15 protein-coding genes are annotated in these 20,050 nt (G+C 36.0%); 10 read left to right on the forward strand and 5 right to left on the reverse strand.

The genetic code is table 11. The annotated features are described in order from the left end of the window. The first annotated feature begins 55 nt into the window (after positions 1 to 55). The 9 genes from JOD96_RS19875 (at position 56) to JOD96_RS19915 (ending at position 13,026) form a co-directional block, all read left to right on the forward strand. Positions 56 to 3,154 carry a SusC/RagA family TonB-linked outer membrane protein gene (locus tag JOD96_RS19875; RefSeq protein ID WP_209565957.1) on the forward strand — a complete coding sequence of 1,033 codons (3,099 nt, stop codon included), beginning with the start codon at positions 56 to 58 and terminating at the stop codon, positions 3,152 to 3,154. Between the two features lie 58 nt (positions 3,155 to 3,212). Beyond that, entirely contained in the window at positions 3,213 to 4,736 is a 1,524-nt protein-coding gene (locus tag JOD96_RS19880; RefSeq protein ID WP_209565958.1) for a RagB/SusD family nutrient uptake outer membrane protein, read from the forward strand. A 6-nt stretch (positions 4,737 to 4,742) separates the two neighbouring features. Then, the gene (locus JOD96_RS19885) at positions 4,743 to 5,843 is read left to right on the forward strand and encodes a hypothetical protein (RefSeq protein WP_209565959.1); all 1,101 of its coding nucleotides are present in this window, start codon (positions 4,743 to 4,745) and stop codon (positions 5,841 to 5,843) included. Between the two features lie 144 nt (positions 5,844 to 5,987). Continuing rightward, positions 5,988 to 7,379: an endo-1,4-beta-xylanase gene (locus tag JOD96_RS19890; protein WP_209565960.1), complete on the forward strand. Its 1,392-nt coding sequence runs from the start codon at positions 5,988 to 5,990 to the stop codon at positions 7,377 to 7,379. A gap of 54 nt (positions 7,380 to 7,433) precedes the next feature. Further along, entirely contained in the window at positions 7,434 to 8,366 is a 933-nt protein-coding gene (locus tag JOD96_RS19895; protein ID WP_209565961.1) for a glycoside hydrolase, read from the forward strand. Between the two features lie 206 nt (positions 8,367 to 8,572). Beyond that, positions 8,573 to 9,007, forward strand: coding sequence for a hypothetical protein (locus JOD96_RS19900; protein WP_209565962.1), 435 nt, complete (start codon positions 8,573 to 8,575; stop codon positions 9,005 to 9,007). A 253-nt stretch (positions 9,008 to 9,260) separates the two neighbouring features. Beyond that, complete coding sequence (locus tag JOD96_RS19905; protein WP_209565963.1) at positions 9,261 to 9,917, forward strand: DUF6766 family protein; 657 nt, start codon at positions 9,261 to 9,263, stop codon at positions 9,915 to 9,917. Positions 9,918 to 9,961: 44 nt separating this feature from the next. After that, positions 9,962 to 12,136, forward strand: a complete 2,175-nt coding sequence (locus tag JOD96_RS19910; protein WP_209565964.1) for a hypothetical protein — start codon at positions 9,962 to 9,964, stop codon at positions 12,134 to 12,136. Positions 12,137 to 12,267: 131 nt separating this feature from the next. Next, positions 12,268 to 13,026, forward strand: coding sequence for an SDR family oxidoreductase (locus JOD96_RS19915; RefSeq protein ID WP_209565965.1), 759 nt, complete (start codon positions 12,268 to 12,270; stop codon positions 13,024 to 13,026). A 385-nt stretch (positions 13,027 to 13,411) separates the two neighbouring features. Here the strand turns inward: JOD96_RS19915 and JOD96_RS19920 are convergent, their stop codons facing one another. Beyond that, entirely contained in the window at positions 13,412 to 13,654 is a 243-nt protein-coding gene (locus JOD96_RS19920) for a hypothetical protein (protein WP_209565966.1), read from the reverse strand. A 269-nt stretch (positions 13,655 to 13,923) separates the two neighbouring features. Between JOD96_RS19920 and JOD96_RS19925 the strand changes: the two genes are divergently transcribed. Continuing rightward, positions 13,924 to 14,898, forward strand: coding sequence for a hypothetical protein (locus JOD96_RS19925; RefSeq protein ID WP_209565967.1), 975 nt, complete (start codon positions 13,924 to 13,926; stop codon positions 14,896 to 14,898). Positions 14,899 to 14,929: 31 nt separating this feature from the next. Here JOD96_RS19925 and JOD96_RS19930 read toward each other — a convergent pair whose 3' ends face one another. From JOD96_RS19930 to JOD96_RS19945, 4 genes are all read right to left on the reverse strand, one after another. Beyond that, the gene (locus tag JOD96_RS19930) at positions 14,930 to 17,167 is read right to left on the reverse strand and encodes a xanthine dehydrogenase family protein molybdopterin-binding subunit (RefSeq protein WP_209565968.1); all 2,238 of its coding nucleotides are present in this window, start codon (positions 17,165 to 17,167) and stop codon (positions 14,930 to 14,932) included. 18 nt (positions 17,168 to 17,185) lie between these two features. Further along, positions 17,186 to 18,205 carry an FAD binding domain-containing protein gene (locus JOD96_RS19935; protein WP_209565969.1) on the reverse strand — a complete coding sequence of 340 codons (1,020 nt, stop codon included), beginning with the start codon at positions 18,203 to 18,205 and terminating at the stop codon, positions 17,186 to 17,188. After that, a complete protein-coding gene (locus JOD96_RS19940; RefSeq protein ID WP_209565970.1) occupies positions 18,198 to 18,683 on the reverse strand; it encodes a (2Fe-2S)-binding protein in 486 nt (161 codons plus the stop codon). The genes JOD96_RS19935 and JOD96_RS19940 overlap by 8 nt, the downstream gene beginning before the upstream one ends. A gap of 70 nt (positions 18,684 to 18,753) precedes the next feature. Further along, entirely contained in the window at positions 18,754 to 19,779 is a 1,026-nt protein-coding gene (locus tag JOD96_RS19945) for a chemotaxis protein CheB (protein ID WP_209565971.1), read from the reverse strand. Positions 19,780 to 20,050: the final 271 nt, after the last annotated feature.

Here is a 20,050-nt window from a genome sequence, read left to right on the forward strand (position 1 = left end):
TTTTTCAGATTAAGATTAACTAATTATTTAACTCAAACTTAAACGACCAAATTTTATGCAGAAAAAAACATTAAAAAAATTATTATGTTTAATAGTATGTATGTGGGGAAATTTTTTCTTTGCTCAAACTGTTAAAGGTAAAGTAACATCGGGAGGAGCCAGCTTACCAGGTGTTAGTGTAATAGTACAAGGAACAAAAAATGGAACAACAACCGATTTTGACGGTAGTTTTGTATTAAACAATGTTGAACCAACAGCTTCATTGGTTTTTAGTTATGTAGGATATAAAAATTTAATACTGCCTGCAAAACCGGTCATGCAGGTGACGATGGTAAATGACCTTGAAAAATTAAATGAAGTAGTTGTAATCGGATACGGAACTTCAAAAAGAAAGGATATTAATGGTGCGGTTTCTTCTATTAAAGCTTCTGAAATTCAGGATAAACCCTTTACTTCTATCGATCAGGCTCTTGTAGGTAAAGCTGCAGGTGTAAACGTTACTCAAAACTCAGGAACCCCCGGAGGAGGAATTTCGGTTCAGATTAGAGGAATTACTTCTATTAATGGTAATGAGCCTTTGTATGTTATTGACGGAACACCTGTTTTTGCAGATAAAAACAATGATTCATTTTCATTCAGCGCATTGGGCGGAGGAAACGGACAAACTAAAAATTCGGCTTTATCTGGTTTGAATATTTCGGATATTGAAACTATTGATATCTTAAAAGATGCCTCTGCAACGGCAATATATGGTGCAAATGGTGCAAACGGTGTGGTTTTGATTACAACCAAAAAAGGAAAGAAAGGAAAATCAAAATTTGCATACGAAACCTATTTGGGAACTCAGCAGGTAACCAATACGGTTGATGTTTTAAACTTACCCCAATATGCTAAATATCAGGCAAAAATTTTCAAATTAAATGGTGAGCCTGTTCCTTTCCAATACCAAAAACCAGATTTATTAGGAAATGGTACAAACTGGCAGGATGAACTTTTTAGAACTGCTACAATGTACAACCATCAGTTGTCGTTCTCCGGAGAAAAAGAGGGAACACGTTTTTACACCTCTTTAAATTATTTTGATCAGGAAGGAATTGTTCTAAATTCAGATTTCAACAGATTATCGATGCGATTAAATGTTGATTCTAATGTAAAATCATGGTTAAAGATTGGTAACAGTTTATCTATAAGCAAATCTTCTCAGCAAGTAGTACGAAACGATGACAGAGGCGGTTTGGTTATGAACGCGTTAAGGCAATCTCCGGAATTACCGGTTAGAACTCCGGACGGTTCTTATGCAGGGCCAACAACAGGTTTAGGTTCTTCTGCAAATGAGGCTACTAATCCTATTGCTTTGTCAGAATACAATAATTCGACAACAGAAAGATTTAAAATTAATGGTAATTTATTTGCTGATTTTACGCTTATCAAAGGATTGGTTTTCAGAACCGAATTAGGGTATGATTTGAACTTTTCAAAAAGCAAAACTTTTGCTCCAAAATATACTTTAGGAAATGTATCTGAACTTTTAAACAAATCATTCAAACAGCAGGATCAAAGTTATTACTGGAACATCAAAAATTATTTAACTTATAATAAAACAATAAACGAGAATCATAACTTTACTTTATTATTAGGTCAGGAAGCTCAGGAAACCCAGTATGAATACCTAAGTGGGTACAGAACGGGTGAATTCTTAAATAAAGATTTTACCAACTTAAACATTGGTGATATCGATACTGCATTGAACGGAAATGGCTCTGGCAGATGGTCAATGGCCTCTTATATTTCGAGATTAAACTATAGCTTTTCAGACAGGTACTCCTTCTCTGCTTCCTTAAGAGCAGATGCTTCGTCAAACTTTGGGCCTAACAACAAATGGGGCTATTTCCCTGCATTCTCCGGAGGATGGACAGTAAGTAACGAAAAGTTCTTTGAGCCTTTATCAAACAGCATAAATTACTTAAAATTCAGAGCCGGTTATGGTTTGGTAGGAAATCAAAATATTCCTGCAAACAGATACCAGACTATTCTATCATTGCTTTCATCTCCGTTTGGAGGTGTTTCTCCAACAATTGACAATTTAGGAAACCCTGATATTAAATGGGAATCCCTTAAATCTTTCAACGCTGGTTTTGAATTGGCAATGTTTAATAACAGAGTAAAATTAGATTTTGATTATTACATTAAAAATTCTTCTGATTTCCTTACCAAACAAATCAATGATGAATCTAATCAAAGTGCACTTAACTATTACCTGAATACGGGTGAAATTGTTACCAAAGGAATCGAGCTTACTTTGAATACAAGAAATATTGCGACTGAAAATTTTACCTGGGACAGTACCATTATCTTTTCAAAATACAATAATGAGCTGACAAGTTTTCAGGGAGAAGGCAAATCTTTATTAGGAAAAGTACAATTTGATTTATATACCGTTACCAGAACTACAGAAGGAGAACCGGTAGGCCAATTTTACGGATATGTAACAGACGGTTTGTTTAAAAATGCGGCTGAATTAGCTGCAGGGCCAGTTCAGGAAACAGGAACAGGAATTGGAGATATCCGTTTTAAAGATCTTAATAACGATGGAAAAATCGACAGTAAAGATCAAAGAGCCATAGGAGATGCAATTCCTGATTTTACTTATGCGTTTACCAATAATTTTAAATACAAAAACTTCAATTTGTCAGTTGTTTTAACCGGTAGTCAGGGCAACCAGATTTATAATTTCACACGTCATTATACTGATGGAATTTATCCGGGATTTGGAGACCGATTCGGAAATGTCAGCACTCAGGCCATGCAGGCTTTTGAACCTGGTGTAAACGAAAATACAGATGTGCCAAGAATTACACTTAACGATCCAAATGGTAATGGCAGAATTTCGAATCGATTCGTTGAAGATGGTTCTTATTTAAGAATTCAGAATGTTTCTTTGGGATATGATTTGCCAAATAAGATATTCGATAACTCTTTTATATCCAAAGTAAGATTGTATGTAAATGTTCAGAATTTATACACGTTTACAAAATATACCGGTTTTGATCCTGCCCTTGGAAATTTAGATCAGAATATAACACTAAGTGGTATTGATTTAGGACGTTATCCTGTACCAAGAACAACTTCTATAGGAGTGAATTTAGAATTCTAAGATTTATAAAAAAACATTTAACGTAATGATTTATAATCGTTAACATAAAAAAATAGTTATGAAAAAACTTTTTAAACTTTTTATGATGGGAATGCTGATACCATTGCTGTCTTTATTTTCCTGTTCAGATGATTTTTTGGATGCACCATCAGAAAATCAATTAACACCGGGTGATTTACCAGAAGGAGTTACGGCTTTTGACGGAATTGCTGAGAGTTTGTACTTCAAGCCCTGGTTTACTTTTAATGATAAATTTCTAATTGCTGTAGGCGATATGTATGCCGGCAACGCTTTTACATTTGACGGTGCTTATGCACAGTTTAAGGATGCTCAGGTAACCTCACAAAACCCAATCCTGACAGAAGGATATGTTTCGTTGTTTTCTGTAGTCGATCAATCTAATAATTTAATGAGTTTAGTCGAAGAAAGAAAGAGTGAACTGCCAGAAGCATCGTATAAAAAAGCTATCGCAATATCCCGGTTCATGAGAGCTAATGCTTATTTCTATTTGGTGAGAACTTTTGGAGCCGTGCCTATTATAAGCAAAGCAGGTTCTGCTGCACAGCCCAAAAGAAATCTTGTTTCAGATGTTTATAAATTCATCAAACTGGATTTAGAATATGCTGTTGAAAATTTACCGGAAAGAGGAGCAAAAAAAGGATATGTTACTAAATATGCTGCTATGGGTATTCTTGCAAAAGTGCATTTAACCTTAAATGAATATGCAGAATGTGCCGCATTAACCCAGAAAATTATTGGGAACCAATATACGCTAATTCAGGATTACGGAAACTTGTTCAGCAGTCCGGAGAATAATAACAGTGCAGAGAGTATGTTTGCCCTGCAATGGAAAGCTATTGCTACAGAATGGGGAACACAAAATACAAATCAGGCCTATATAGTTCCCGGAGGTACAGGGATTACAGGCGGTGGTGACGGTTGGGGAGTTTATCTTCCGTCAATCTCATTACAAAATGGATTTGAACCAAAAGATACCCGAAAAAAGAGTACAATCATGACTGATGGAGACTATTATCCTGAATTATTAAAAAGTCAGGGTGGTTTTCTGTATAAAAAAATATACTCTTCTACAGCAGCTAATTTCAGAAAATACATTGTAGGTTCTGCAGCCGAAAGAAACGATGTGTTCTTTATGAGAACTTCTCAAAACACAATTATATTAAGGTATTCTGATATTTTATTAATGAATGCTGAGGCGATTTTAGCAGGAGCCGGTTCAACAACTTCTGCAGCAGCTTTAAGCTCATTCAACGAAGTAAGAGCGAGAGCAGGATTGCCAGCTAAAACAGTATTAACAAGAGACGAACTTTTTAATGAAAGAAGGGTTGAATTTGCACTTGAAGGACAATATTTCTTTGATTTGAAACGCCGCGGCCTGACCGAAGCAACAGCGATCATTTCGCAGCAGGAAGTTGGTTTCTATTCTGATGATGCCAGAACAGAATTGATTTCCAGAAAGATAACTCCGGGAAGCAATTACTTTGAACTGCCATTGCCACAGTCTGCTATTGATACTAATCCATCATTATTAGAGCCTCCGGTTCCTTTTAACTTTAACTAACTTATTATGATAAATAAAATAAAATATAGAATTCTAATTCTTTTCGCATTGGTTTCTTTTACAGCCTGCGAAAATGACGATGCGGTTACTGCAAATGTAGATGCTATGGTTGCAGAACCGGGAGATTTACTTAATCAGGCTTTTCCACTAAATAAAGTCAGAGTTGAAGGCAAAGGTTTAGAGGGATTAAAAAAGATTACGCTGGACAACAAAATTGACATCAGTTTCAATCCAAACTACAATTCAGATAAATCTTTTATTTTCACTATTCCTTTTGATGAAAAACTAGGCAGCAGATTTGGAGTACAGCCTATCACCTTTACAACCGCGTCTGGATCGCTGACTAAAAATATTGAAATTTTACAGCCTGTTCCAACGATTACAAAAACAATTCCGGCTGTAGCCACTCCGGGATTCCCGTTGGAAATTGAAGGCACCTGGTTTTATAATATTTCTTCGGTAACCTTAGGAGGAAAAACGCTAAGTTATACTCTAAAATCGTCTTCTTCCATTATTATCGGTTTACCTTCAGATGCAGTTTCAGGATCAGAATTAATAATCACTACTCCGGGAGGTACAGCAAAAAGAACCATAAATTTTGCCACACTGGTTCTTGTATCTGATTTTGACGGAAACGGTGTCAGAACGAGTTGGAATTCTTATGGCGATATCGATAGTTTTAACGCCAATACTACAGGTGGCCCAACAGGTAATTATGCAACACTTGCATGGACTGGTTCAACTGCCAACGGTTACAACGGAAGCAGCGCCGGAGGAGGAACTAGTTTTCTAAGTACATCAAATACTGATGCTACACGAACTTTTATAGATATTGACGTAAGTGCCAATGTAATAGGCGCTCAATTAGCCATACAATTAAACACTATCGATGGTAAAAACTATGGTTATAATTTTAAAATAACGGATGTTAATTGGACTACTAAGACAATAACTTTAGCCGATTTTAAAGATGATTACGGGTTTGGGCAGCCTGCCACTACGCTGAACGCTTCTAAAGTTAATGAAATCAAAGTAGGAATAGTCCAAACAGATACTCCTAATCCAAGTACTATTAAATTTGACAATATTAAAATTCGCTACCAATAATTGATGGTCTTGTATTCTAATCTTTAAACTTAAAAAAGAGGCTGTGACTAAAAACAGCCTCTTTACAAGTAAATTATAAAAACAGAAAATATAAATAAGAGTATTCATCTTATCAATAAGGAATATTCTATAATAAAAAACAGTATGAAAATTAAATTTTTACTAATGCTGACCAGCTTTGTCTTTTTCTTAAATGCCTGCTCAAAAGACGATAATGAAGGTGTTGACACTCTGGAAACACCAGTTGCAAATGCGCCAAAGGACGTAAATGATAATGGCTTTAAAGCAAAATGGAATTATGTTTCTAATTCAAAAAGCTATCTTTTGGATGTTTCGACAAGCGAAGATTTTACAACTTTTGTTGCGAATTACAATTCAAAAGAAGTAACTGATTTAAATGAAGTCGTGGTTGGTTTAACGGGAGGTACGCAGTATTATTACAGAGTAAGAGCCAAATCAGAAACAGAGATTTCGGGTTATTCAAATGTGATTAGTGTTGTCACTACAGGTTCCAGCGGTATTCCGGAAGATCCAACATTTTTAAAGGTAAAAGCAAATAAATTGGCTAACCCATTTTTTATTGGTATGGCAATAAAAGCTTCGCAATTAACAAATGGAAGCCCTTATGATGTTATTTTGAAAAATGAATTCAGCAGTATTTCTGCCGAATACGAAATGAAAATGGATCAAATTTCTACTGCAAGCGGTGTCTACAACTGGACTGTAGCCGATAAAATTGTCGCTTACGGAAATACCAATAACATCAATGTTCACGGTCATGCATTAGTTTGGCATAATTCAGTACCGCAATGGTTAAAAGATTTTTCTGGCACTGATGCTGAATTTGCTGCAGAAGTAAAAAAATACATCACGGCTGTGGTTACGCATTATGCAGGAAAAGTAAAATCCTGGGATGTGGTTAACGAAGCTGTAGATGACAATGGCGGTAACATGAGAAATACTATTTTTCTACAGCGAATGGGACCAAATTATGTAAAAGACTGTTTCCAATGGGCCAGAGATGCTGCAACTGCCGCAGGTGATACTTCTTTGTTATTGTTCTACAATGACTATGCTACCTCAACTAATATTGCAAAACAAGATAAAGTCTTTAGTATTGTAGACAACTTAAAAGCAGGCAATATAATTGATGGAGTTGGTTTTCAAATGCACAATACGTATTTAACCCCAACCAAAGCCCAAATAGAAACTGATATTAACAGAGCTGTCGCTAAAGGTCTAAAAATCCATGTTTCGGAATTAGATATACAGGTAAATCAGTTTAATGACATCTCTACTTTTACAAATGAAAGAAGGTTAGCGCAAAAGCAAAAATACAAAGAGATTGTGCAGCTATATAACGCCCTTCCTGCCGCAAATAAATATGCCCTGACAGTTTGGGGAATGAAGGATAATGAATCCTGGATTCCATATAGTACAGAACTTAACCACCCAGGAAATGACTGGCCTCTGCTGTATGATTCTAATTTTGCTATAAAAAGTTCTCATACCGGATTTCTGGAAGGTTTAGATTAAATTTTAAAACATAATGCTTTACTACACTATCAATTAACCACAAAAAAGAAAATTATGAAAAAACTAAATTTGTTCGCATTAGCAGTAACATGCGTATTTGGATTAGGATTTGCATCCTGCGCAGATGAAGCCAATTCTCCCGCAAAGGACCAATTGGCAACCACAGCCTCAAATACAAATAGTACAACAAGTAAAGTAGCCGGTGCCCCGTGGGTCAAACAATTTGAAGACACATTTAACGTAGGCTCAAATCTCTCACAATGGACAAAAGAGCAGCGGGCAGATTATAATTCCTGGTATTGTGACTATTATAGTTCAGTGCCAACCACACAATGGAGAGACGGAAGACAATGTCTGGAAATCAAGACTACAAAATTGAGCACGTACAAATATCAATCTGGCTTTATCACCTCCAATTATCAATACAAACCAGAAAACAATACAGAGTACATGCTTTCTGCCACTATTAAATTAGTAGCGATGGATGGAGGTACTTACAAATCTTTTACACAAACGTATGGGGCCTGGCCGGCCTTTTGGTCTGTGCAGGGAAATGCCTGGCCAACTCAGGGAGAGATTGATATTATGGAAGGGTATTCTTTTGCGCCTAATTCTAGTCGTTTTACTTCAAATATTTTTTATGGAACTTCTACCGGAACAAACTTGCTGGGAAACTCCGCAGAAAGAAACTATCCGGGTAATTTTGATATAAACGGAAATGGCGGGTGGCATTTATATGAATCCTTTTGGAAGATGAAAGATAATGTCGTAACAGTAACCATAAAGGTTGATAATGTAACCGTTGCAACGTATACCAATAGTAGTGTAGCCAATCTTAATTTTAATAATTTCGGAAAACATTCTATCATTTTAAATATGAATGTGGGCTCCAAAGACTCCAATTTTATAGACCCTAATAAAATCAACCTGTTCTCTAGTGTGATGATGTGGGTAGATGATGTAACAGTTTACAAAAGACCAATCTAAAATTTGTTTTTTGTTCAATCACAGCATTCACTAAAAAAGTCCTAATAAAAATTAGGACTTTTTTTTGCTGAATCTTAAATATTGAAATTCTAAATTTTCAAATATTTAAGATTATTACCGCCAAAGTATTCCAACCGATGCTGTCGGATATTGATTATATTTGAAAACGCAAATAATTTACATCCTCTTATTAAATGATCTTTTACATGTTCTTTCAAATTCTGATATCATGGCTTCTGGCATGTGGTATTATAAAACTGTTTAATAAGGCGATATCAATACCACAAACTACTATTTATCAAGAACCTAAACTGTTAACTGATCTTCTTGCTGTCATTAAAATAAAAATGTCTTTAAAGGGAAAATTAATGGCGGGCAGAATACTTCATCATACCATCGGCTTATGTTTTACAGCCATATATTACCTCATATGGTATTATCAATTTGCAGAAATCTCCTTACTGATAAGTTTTGCCATAGGAATTATAATCAGTTTACTAGGAATTATAAGCTGGACTTTTCTTCATGAAATAGTACCGGCAGACCGCATGATCAATTTCAAGGGATATTATCTTCAGCTTGTTTTTGTGCACAATGCTTTTACCCTTATTGCTGTAGCAATATATCAGATATTCATTTAGCACCAGGACAGCCTTTTTATAAACAAAATTTAGCTTAAACTATCAAAAAGCAATTTTTGGCAAAAACAAAAAATCATAATACACTCATTATTAAGCACATATAAAAAACAAGAACTGTTTTTTATCAATCAAAACTATACATTATTAATTTATTATGATTTTTAGTTAAGTAAAATCTTGTAAATCACCTGTTTAATTCTATAAGTTTTTTCCGCTCTTGTTTTTGAAATTTGTTTAAAAACATATAAAGAGTATGAAAAATTTCTTACGCAATAACGGACTAGGTATTTCCTTCCTATTATTATTTATTGGAACATTAATCGGCCAGATAATCTTTGGCTTTGAAGAACATAATAAGGAATTAATTGAAGATGGCAGTACAGCTATTAAACTATCTGCCTATCTCATTTCCGGTCATTTTATTCAATCGACTTTTGAAAATTGGGAGAGCGAATTTCTACAAATGGCATTATTTGTTTTGCTAACCATTTTTCTAATGCAACGAGGTTCATCAGAATCTAAAGATCTGGATAAGGAAGAAGAAGTTGACAGAGAACCCTCGCCAACTCGAAAAGATGCGCCATGGCCTGTAAAAAAAGGCGGATGGATTCTTGAAATCTATAAACATTCGCTTACCATTGTCTTATTCCTGTTGTTTATACTTTCATTTTTTGCCCATTTTTATGGAAGCTTAAAAGATGAGAATGAACAATTATCCCTAAAAGGACTGCCTCTGGAATCGGCATCAGATTATATTGGAGATTCGAGGTTTTGGTTTGAATCTTTCCAAAACTGGCAAAGCGAATTTTTATCTGTTTTTGCCATTGTAATGCTCTCAATATACTTTAGGCAAATTGGTTCTTCACAATCTAAACCAGTAGATGCTCCTCATATGGAAACCGGTGAATAAATAATATCCCAAAAAAAGAAGTTTTATTAATAAAATTTATCATTATGAATACAGTCACGGCTTGGAGCGCAACGGCGCAGGAAGATATTGAAAATAGTGAAATACTTTTAGAAAGAAAAATTCTTGATTATACGTATCAATTTTATAATACAGGCGACTCTCTCTGGATCGTGGCACTTATGCCAAATAACGGAAAAATAGCTTTTCGTGCAGCTTTTGCAATGAACAGCTGTTTTGAAGTTACTAATCTTTTTGAAGATGAAGATACTATTGTTCTCGCACTCGATTCAAGATTGGGAAGTTATGAAGTCCGTATAAATTTTCCGGACTCTATATTGCATTATACAACAACATTCACGGCAAAAACGGCATTAATGATTCCGTTTTCGCCACGAGACATAATTCCGCTTACACAATATGGAAGCGTAGAAAACACCAGTGGAAAAATCCACATGGCGCAATTCGGATCCAGATCCGGATTACTATTTGCGAGTATTACAAAACCACAGACAGGATCATTTTTTTATTTTCAAAATCTTACTTCATTGTCGGAGTACTGCGAAGCAACTAAAACGGAATCGAAAAATACAGTTGGGGGCAACTGGCCGGAAATTGGATTTCAGCTGCCAGCTACAAATGAATTACCACTCCCTTCAAATAAAGCCTTTACAATTTCAGATGCTTATGTAGTATTGAATACTGAAATATTTGAAGAAACATCGACAATCTGCGAACACTTTTTAAATAATCTTGTTAAGGTTTATAAAGTGCTGCAGCAGCCAAGAATTGAATATCATGACTGGCCTGAAATTGCCCAAAAAGTAGTAACAGATTTAACCCATAGCAAAGGTGCGTGGACTCAAAAAGACGGAATTCCGTATTTGAGTGCCTATTTATGCGACTATGAAACACCTCCCGAAAGCATGGTACAGCTTTCTGTACTAACTCCATTTAAAGAATATGAAGAATGGAGCGCTGAAAAACAACCTATTTGCGAGGATTTAATCAATGGACTTTCTGCTTTTTACGATCCAAAAATAAAGTGCATTAATCGCTGGCTTCCTTCTATGGTTGATAAACTGGATAAGTCTGAAGAACAAAAGAAGGAAATGGTAATGGATTCCTGGTACCTGCATCACCCATTAATGAATTTGGCAAGACTGGCTTTGGCCGGCGATAAAACTGCAGAGAAACTGTTATTAGATTCTATAGAGTATGTTATAAAAGTCGCCCATCATTTTAAATATGAATGGCCTGTATTTTATAATATGGAAACCCTTGAAGTAATCAAAGAAGAAACGGCTCCGGGTGCAGGAGGAGAAAATGATGTTCCGGGTTCTTATGCGCATTTAATGCTGTTGGCTTTTAAATTAACAAAAGAAAAACGCTATTTAAATGAAGCAAAAAAAGCAGCAAAAAAATTAGCAGACCTTGGGCTTAATATTTTATATCAGGCCAATAATACTGCCTTTGCAGCGGGTGCATTGTTAGAATTATATAAAATTACCAATGAAAAATTATATCTGGATTTAAGTTATACCTGTCTTACGGGATTGTTTAAAAACATTCAGCTATATGATTGCAAATACGGATTTGGCAAAAACTACACAAATTTCTTTTCAATATTTCCTCTAAATGATGCACCATATACTGCTGCTTATGAAGAGTTAGAAGTATATGCTGCTTTATCAGAATACATGATTCAGGCGAAAGATGTTGAAATATTACCCGCTTTAAAAACACTCCTTCCGGAGTTCATTAAATATGCGGTTAGCAGAATTGCTTATTATTATCCAGCAATGCTGCCTAAAGAAATGCTCTCTCAAGAAGTCAAAACGGGAGAAATACAAGCTAATTTGTGGATTCCGCTGGAAGATTTATACAACGGCTGGGAACAAAGCGGCCAGGTTGGTCAGGAAGTATATGGTGCAGGAATGCCATTTGGCGTTGTGCCAAGGCAGTACATTAAAATAGATGATGACTTTCTGATTTTTATAGACTATCCAATTATTCAGCAAAACAAAAGAGGAAAATCAATAACCATTCATCTTGATGGTGATATAGATATGTGCTGTAATTTGAAGATCTTAAAACTGGGCGATAAAAAGATTAACATAAAAGTATTTCAGAATAAGGAACTGCTGAATGCCTTTCACGAAAGTGATAAAATACACGAGTACAGAGTTGCAGGTCAGGCTGTAATAAAAGTACAATGGTAACTCGCGATAAATATTGATAATGAAATTGCCACTGCGGTTTTCTTTTTTATATCAGGATTTTTGAAAACAAAAGAATCAGATGCTGTAGAAATGCAACAGTGTAATATTAATTAAGTCATAAAAAACAAACAATGGAAAAATTAGCAAATTACTTTGGACAAAATATTAAAGATAAACGAATTGTAATAACAGGCGGAACAACCGGGATAGGTAAAGCAATTGCCGACGTATTGGTATCTCTTGGAGGGCGCGTTCTTATTTTTGGAAGAGATCCCGAAGACTTTAAAAATGCCGTTGCCGATATTAAACAACAATTTCCCGAAAGCGAGGTTTATGGAACTCCTGCCGATGTAACTAAAAAAGAAGACATCGATAAAATCTTAGAAATTGCCGATACTGAATTGGGCGGTATTGATATTTTAATCAACAATGCGGCGTTGTCTGCATCTGGAATTACCGGAGAAACTTATGAAAATTACAAATATGTTATAGATACAAACATAACTGGTTATCTTGCATTTGCCCAGGAAGCCGCAGCAAGAATGAAAGAGCAAAAATCAGGACATATTATCAATATTGGATCGATGAGTGCTGAAAGCCGTACGCCGGAAAGTACGATATACGTTGCTACTAAGACCGCCATAAGAGGTTTTAGTACTTCACTGCGTAAAGAATTAAATCCATTAGGAATTAAGGTTTCGTTAATTGAACCGGGTGCCGTTACCAGTGATATGCAGCCAGGTTCTAAAGAAGAACATAAAGAGAAAATAGATAAAATGGAAATGCTTGAAGCCTACGACATTGCGATGAGCGCCTTATTTTGTTTATCACAGCCAAAGAGATGTGATATAGTCTCTATGCAGGTACGTCCGCATCTTCAAATGATATAGCCTTTTTATTAATTAGCGATTTAAAAATTATTTTAAACAGCTAATAATTATATAATTATAAAATATAACTCTATAAAATCAAGGCGTTTTATACTTTTAAATTTGAACTATAACATTAGAAAGTCATTTGTTATTTTAATATTACAATTAAATAAACGGTGTACTTCCTGATTTCAGTTTTGTTTTTTTCATGCTGATACTTAATGTTATAAAAATCATTATGTCAAAATTGATAATTTGGAAGTACATTTTTTTATAAATATAATTTTAGAATTTAAACTTAATTTGAAGTTGTTTAGTTTATTATGTTTTTCTAAGCAATTTTAAAGAAAAAAGAGGCTGTCTCACAACTCGTGAAATAGCCTCTTTTAATTTCTCAACATCATTATGGTGTCGGAGCAGTAGCAGTCGAATCATTAGAGCTTTCTCCCGTTGTTCCTGTTGTTCCGGTTCCGGTAGTTGTTGTAGTAGAATCTGTTGTAGTACTTACGCTGTCAATTGTAGTTTCAGTGGTGTCAACATCATTAGTATAATCATCTGCCGGAGCTGTTTCATTTTTTTTGCAGGAAAATGCAAGTCCCGCAACCATTATAACCAATGCAATTTTTGATTTGAATAGTGTTTTCATAATAATATTTTTTATTGTTCGTATATTTTAAAAATAAAACAACCTATAAACATATAATTATATAATTTTTTCAAAAACTTACACAGTAAACACTTATAAACTAATTACTTAAAAATCAATTTATAAAATATCAAAACAATAATATCCATCTATAGAGCAATTATTTTTATGGGAATTATGTAACATTGAAAGGAAATCATATAAATAAAACGTTTGTCTATTTTTAAAATTTGAAAAATAAAAAGTAATGAATTCCTTAATAAATTTTAATGCCTTTTCAAATTATTACATACTTACGTAAACTACAATATATCTTATTATTTCTATATTGCACAATCCCTGCTCTATCCTATTCGCAGGAACAAATATATACGCCTAAAGTCAGGCTCGCCATTGAAACTTATGCTTTTTTAAAAGGACAGAGTTCTGCACTTGAGATGGTGGCAATGCAGTTTCCTGAATTAAAACCTGATGTTGCAGCCGCAGAAAAAAACACAAAAGTTTTGTTTGAACGGGCACAGCAAAATATTGAGCACTTTTTGAAAAAAGAACTAAACGACCGTAACTTTAATATTGTGCGATACCAAATTGATTCTCTGTTGAATGAGAAATTTATCGTTCCGATTGAAAAAGAAAGATATGCACGTGATTTTCTGGCAAAAGTCAAAAACAAATCACGTCTTATTGCCGATACGCTTATCACAAAAGGTGTTATGTCGTTTGCATACCATGATGCCCCTCATCAGGAAATTACCGATGGCCATATACAAACTTTTACGACAAAGGGTCATCCTAAGGCAGAAAATGCTTCTTTGAAAATACCAATACCAAAAAGCTGGCTGCCCCAAGAAGCAGAAATGCCGGAAACAGTGCAGCAGTTTACCAGCTGTTATGGAAAGGGAAATGAAAAAATACTAATTGTAATCTATGACCTTCCGGCAGAAGAGTTTGGAATCCTGGACGAAAAGTCCGTTTCTGAAATGATTCCTCCGCAATCTAAATTAATTCGTACCGAAGCCGTCACAATTGATGGCAACCCCGGCATGATGTTAGAGGTTGAGGAAACTTTAGAGCATTCTAAAATGAAAATACGAATGCTGCAATTTATGTTTACTCAAAAACGAAAATTATATTGCCTGCAGGGAAGTATCGGCCCGGTTGAAACCAATCAGAACCTGGAACCGCAAATAAAAAAATATGAGCCTTTGTTTCGGCTTATAGCGGCCAGAACTGAGATGGACTAATAGTCTTATAGCAAATTCCGGAATCTAATTATTACAACAGCTTATCAAAATGTATAGGAAGATTGTTGATGCGTCTTCCCGTTGCATGAAAGACTGCGTTTGCAATCGCAGGCGGCATTGCTACAATACCAATTTCTCCAACACCTTTTACACCCAGATCGTTTACAAAATTATCGTGTTCTTCAACAAAAATTACTTCTAAATCGTGAACATCAGCATGAACAGGGATATGATATTCTGCTAAATTGGCATTCATATATTTTCCAAATCGATGATCAACAATTGTTTCTTCATGAAGTGTTTTGCTGATTCCCCAAATCATTCCGCCCAAAATCTGGCTTTCAGCTGTTTTTGGATTTATGATTTTTCCCGCAGCTACAGCTGTAACGGCTCTCTTTACTTCTATAACTCCCAGTTCCTGATCTACTTCTACCTCAACAAAAGCGGCACTATGAACTGCTTTTGCTTTTTTTCCTGATTTCAGCGGATTTGGCATTGCTGTATTTGTAGTTCTGATTTCTTTATTTTTGTTCCATTCAAAAATTTCGGTAAAACTAATTTTAGTATCAGGATTCTTCTTAAGCTTCACAAAGCCATCATTGACAATAACATCCTTAAATTTTGCTTGACTTAAAACAGAATTTTCAATCTGTCTTGCTTTTCGGAATAGTTTTTTCTTCAATGCCCTGCAAGCAGTCTGAACTGCAGGACCTACGGTTGCTACAGTAAAAGAACCTCCTTGTATGGGTGCAAAAGGCATTTTGCTGTCGGCGTACGAAAAAGTAATGTGATCAATAGGAAGCCCCAATTCATCAGAAGCAATTTGAGTCATCACTGTCAAAGTTCCTGTACCAATATCTGTTACGGCACTTTTTATTTCTACTTTTCCATCACTTGTCATAATGGCCTGGGCTCGTGCCAAAATTCTGTTGGCTTCCCAAATTCCGGTTGCCATTCCGTAACCCACCAATTTGTTTCCGCGTTTCATACTGCCGGGTTCCGGGTTTCTTTGGCTCCAGCCAAATTTTGCTGCTCCCTGAAGATAACATTCTCTTAGTTCCTTGCTTGAATATTCTTTATCGGTACTTTTATCTATTGTAGAATAATTGATTAATCGCAAATCCAGCGGATCTATTTTTAACTTATACGCCAATTCATCCATTGTAATTTCAATGGCATGCATTCCGGTGCTTCCGCCGGGAGCACGCATATCCAAAGGAGAGTAAACATCTAATGGAACTAATCTGTGCTCCAGTAAGGTATTTTCTGCCGGATATAGCATATTAGACCAATTGACAACAGTTTCTACATAATCTTCAAACTGCGAAGTTTCGCCAATTGCTTTATGATAAAGTGCATTTACCTTTCCGTTCTTATCAGCACCAAATTTAGTATATTGTATTGTTGGAGGCCTGTGCCCGAAGGTATACATCTGAGCACGGTCCAGGGTTACACGAACATTTCGCTTTAATTGAAGCGAAGCCATTACCGCCATAAAAAGCTGGTATTGCGGCCGAAGTCCAGAGCCAAAAGCACCGCCAACAAAAGGGGCAATAACCTGAACATTTTTCATTTTTAAACCAAAAACATTAGCAACATACATTTGAGAATTTATTGTGCCTTGTGTTTTATCGTATATTTTTAATTTATTTTCGCCTTCATAAACAACAGTCGTTGCAAACATTTCCATCGGATTATGATGTTCGGTTCCGTGTTTAAATTCGCCGGCACTTTGAATGCAAGAGTTTTGCCATGCTTCTTCAAAATTCCCTTTTGGTTTTGGCGGAGGCGGTTTCAGCATCGAGGCAAGACCTTTTTTGGGTTTTCTGGCTTTGCTCAGGCTGGATTCCAGATCTGTTGTAAATTCTTCTTCTGTATAAGCCAGTTTTATTTTGGTTGCCGCATATCTGGCCATTTCAAAAGTTTCAGCTACGACCAAAGCAATTGGCTGACCGTTGTATTTGATTTCATTATCTTTTAATGGCTTAAAAACAGTTCCCGGAGGGGCATCCATATCGGCATATTGAAAATCAAACCATGCCGTTGAGGGCCTGTTTTCGTGAGTAAAAACTTCAATCACACCGTCTAAAGCCATTGCATCTGAAGTATCAATTATTGCAATCTTACCTTTGGTTATGGCACTGTTTACTACATAACCGTATAACAAATCGTCTGCATGATATTCGCCGGCATATTTGGCACTTCCGGTTACTTTCTGGCGGCCTTCTATACGACTTACTGGTTTTCCTATTGACGGTAATCTGGTCATAACTTACATTTTAATTTATTATAAAGATGGTTTTGCTCCCGGACGCTGTGTTTCCGGATTCAGCGCCATAAAACAATTACGTATAATAGCTCTTTTTGCTAATTCGATTTTAAAGTTGTTATGTTCGTATCCTTTTGCGCCCTGTAATATAATTTTGGCTGCAGCCGAAAAAGTTTCAATATTAGGTTCCTTATCTTTTAAAAAAGTTTCAGCTTCGGGCACACGCCAGGGTTTATGTGCCACTCCGCCAAGCGCTATCCTGGCTTCTTTGATCTTGTTATTTTCAAGATCAAAAGCTGTGGCTACCGATACCAGAGCAAAGGAATAAGAACTTCTGTCCCTTAATTTTAAATAAGAATAATTCTCTGGAAATCCTTTTTCGGGAAGATCAATACTGGTTATGATTTCGCCGTGTTTGAGATTATTGTCGATATTGGGAGTGTCTCCCGGAAGCCGGTGAAATGCTGCGAAAGCCAAAACACGGTCGCCATCAGGCCCCGAAATATTTATGGTCGCATCTAATGCTGCCAAAGCCACACACATATCAGAAGGAAAAACAGCAATACAATTTTCACTTTGCCCCAAAATAGCGTGAATGCGATTGTAACCGTTAATTGCCGAACATCCTGAACCGGGGTCACGTTTGTTGCAAGGCGTATTAATATCATAAAAATAATAACATCTGGTTCGCTGCATAAGGTTGCCGCCATTGGTTGCCATATTTCTAATCTGAGCCGATGCTCCTGCCAGTATGGCTTTGGATAATAAGGGATAACGTTCTTCGATAATCGGATCGTATGCCGTGTCTGCATTGGTATGCAAGGCTCCTAACCTGACTCCGCCATTATCAAGACGCTGTATGGAGTTGCTTTCTGTAATCGAATTTATATCAACAAGTTTGTCTGCTTTGGTGATAAAATATTTCAGAAGATCAGTGATGTTGGTTCCACCTGCAATTATTTTATTTCGAATATCACCATTTAGTCCGGAAATTGCCTGATCTGTGGTTGCAGCTTTAGTATAGGAGAAATTATTCATGAGAGCCTCCTTCCTTTACCTGCATTATGGCATCAATTATACCTTTGCTGGCACCACATCTGCAAAGATTCCCGCTCATTAATTCCTGTACTTCTTCCCTTGTATTTGCTTTCCCTTCTTTTAGCATTCCTACGGCACTGCAGATCTGACCCGGTGTGCAATATCCGCACTGAAAGGCGTCACATTCTATAAAAGCTTTTTGCAGTGGATGCAAATTTTCCCCATCGGCGATTCCTTCTATTGTTGTAATCTCCGAGCCGTCTTTCATAACACTAAGTGTCAGGCAGCTCAATATCCGTTTGCCATCGACAATAACCGTACAGGCTCCGCATTGTCCGTGGTCACAGCCTTTTTTTGTGCCTGTCAGATGAATTTCTTCTCTTAGCGTGTCCAGCAAAGACGTCCATGGCGATAGTTCTAAATGATAATCCCTGCCATTTACTTTTAAGGTGGTTAGGTGCATCGCTTTCGTATTCATTAGAAATATTTTTTGAATAGATGAATAGTTTTTTTTGAAATTGATTTGAGTGAGAAAAAATGATTTCTGGTTAAGCACTCTGATTGTCATTTTCAGCATTATCTGCCAATTTTACCACCAGCGATTTCAGTCGTTTTATGTGTTCGTCTATATCCTGCGCTCTCTTCTCCAGAGCAAAAACAGTATTACTTTCATTGCCTGCTCCCTGGCTTTTACGCGAAATTAACATCCGCAGCATACTTCGTTTTTCTTCGAGCATTCTGATAGATACCCAAATCGTTTCTTCAATTTTTAAGTCCTGAAGATCCTGCAATAATTTCTCTGTATATACATGTCCTGTGTGACATCTGTATCGGTGTGTAGGATCATTTTTTATGGCCCACAATCCGCCGCCGCAATCGGGACATACAAAATCGCTTCGGTCAGCAATTTTCTTAAGTTTATTGATATCACTCATGAGTTTTTCAGTTAAATCGGCCTCAACTTTTAGCTCGTCTGGAATAGCGATTTTTGGTGGAAGCGGATTATTTACTATATTCTGTATTATAATAGGTATTTCGTCCAATGGAGCCATATAATCGACTTCAATTTTTCTCATTACATTTCGTGGCATATCAGCATATTCTGCCTCAGATGGATCCTGAACAATACAAAGTCCCCCACAGGTTTTAATGGCATACATTCCCGATGTGCCGTCCTCCAGCATTCCGGTAATGACAACACCAACAACCTGATTTCCATAATGTACTGCAGCAGAACGAAATAAAACATCTATAGAAGGACGGTATCTGTTTTCTTCAGGTCCCTGATTAACCAGCATAACAGGCCCATTCACCAACAAATGATGTTCGGGAGAGGCCAGATAAATTTTTCCCTTTTCTATAAGCAGGTTGTTTGTCGCCACTACACATTCTAAATTTGTAGCTCGCTGAAATATTTCTGAAATATTGCCGATGTTTGATTTTCTGGAGAGATGAAGTACCACCATAATCGCTGCATTGATGGATTGAGATAAACCCTCAATTATTTTTGTTATTGCCTTGATTCCACCGGCGGAGGCACCAATGACAATAAGATTTCTTATTTGTTCTGCCATCTTTTTATGCTTAAAAATTTGATTTAAATTCTAATGTAAACTACCGGTTGTAACCGTATGAGTCAAGGGGTACTATTTATTGGAAATTGTATAACCTCTAAATAACTAAAATTTAAAAATCTAATTTTATATAATTTGCCCTACTTTTTACATAAAAATCATAAGTGGTTTTATAGCCTGAGTATAACAACCTATACTGATCTGAAGTTTTAAGAGATTTTAATTTTAAAATCTGTACTTAAAAAACAAAAGCCTGTAAAAAATAATTTTT

The sequence above is a fragment of the Flavobacterium sp. 1355 genome, assembly GCF_017833415.1.
In the GTDB taxonomy this organism is placed as follows: domain Bacteria; phylum Bacteroidota; class Bacteroidia; order Flavobacteriales; family Flavobacteriaceae; genus Flavobacterium.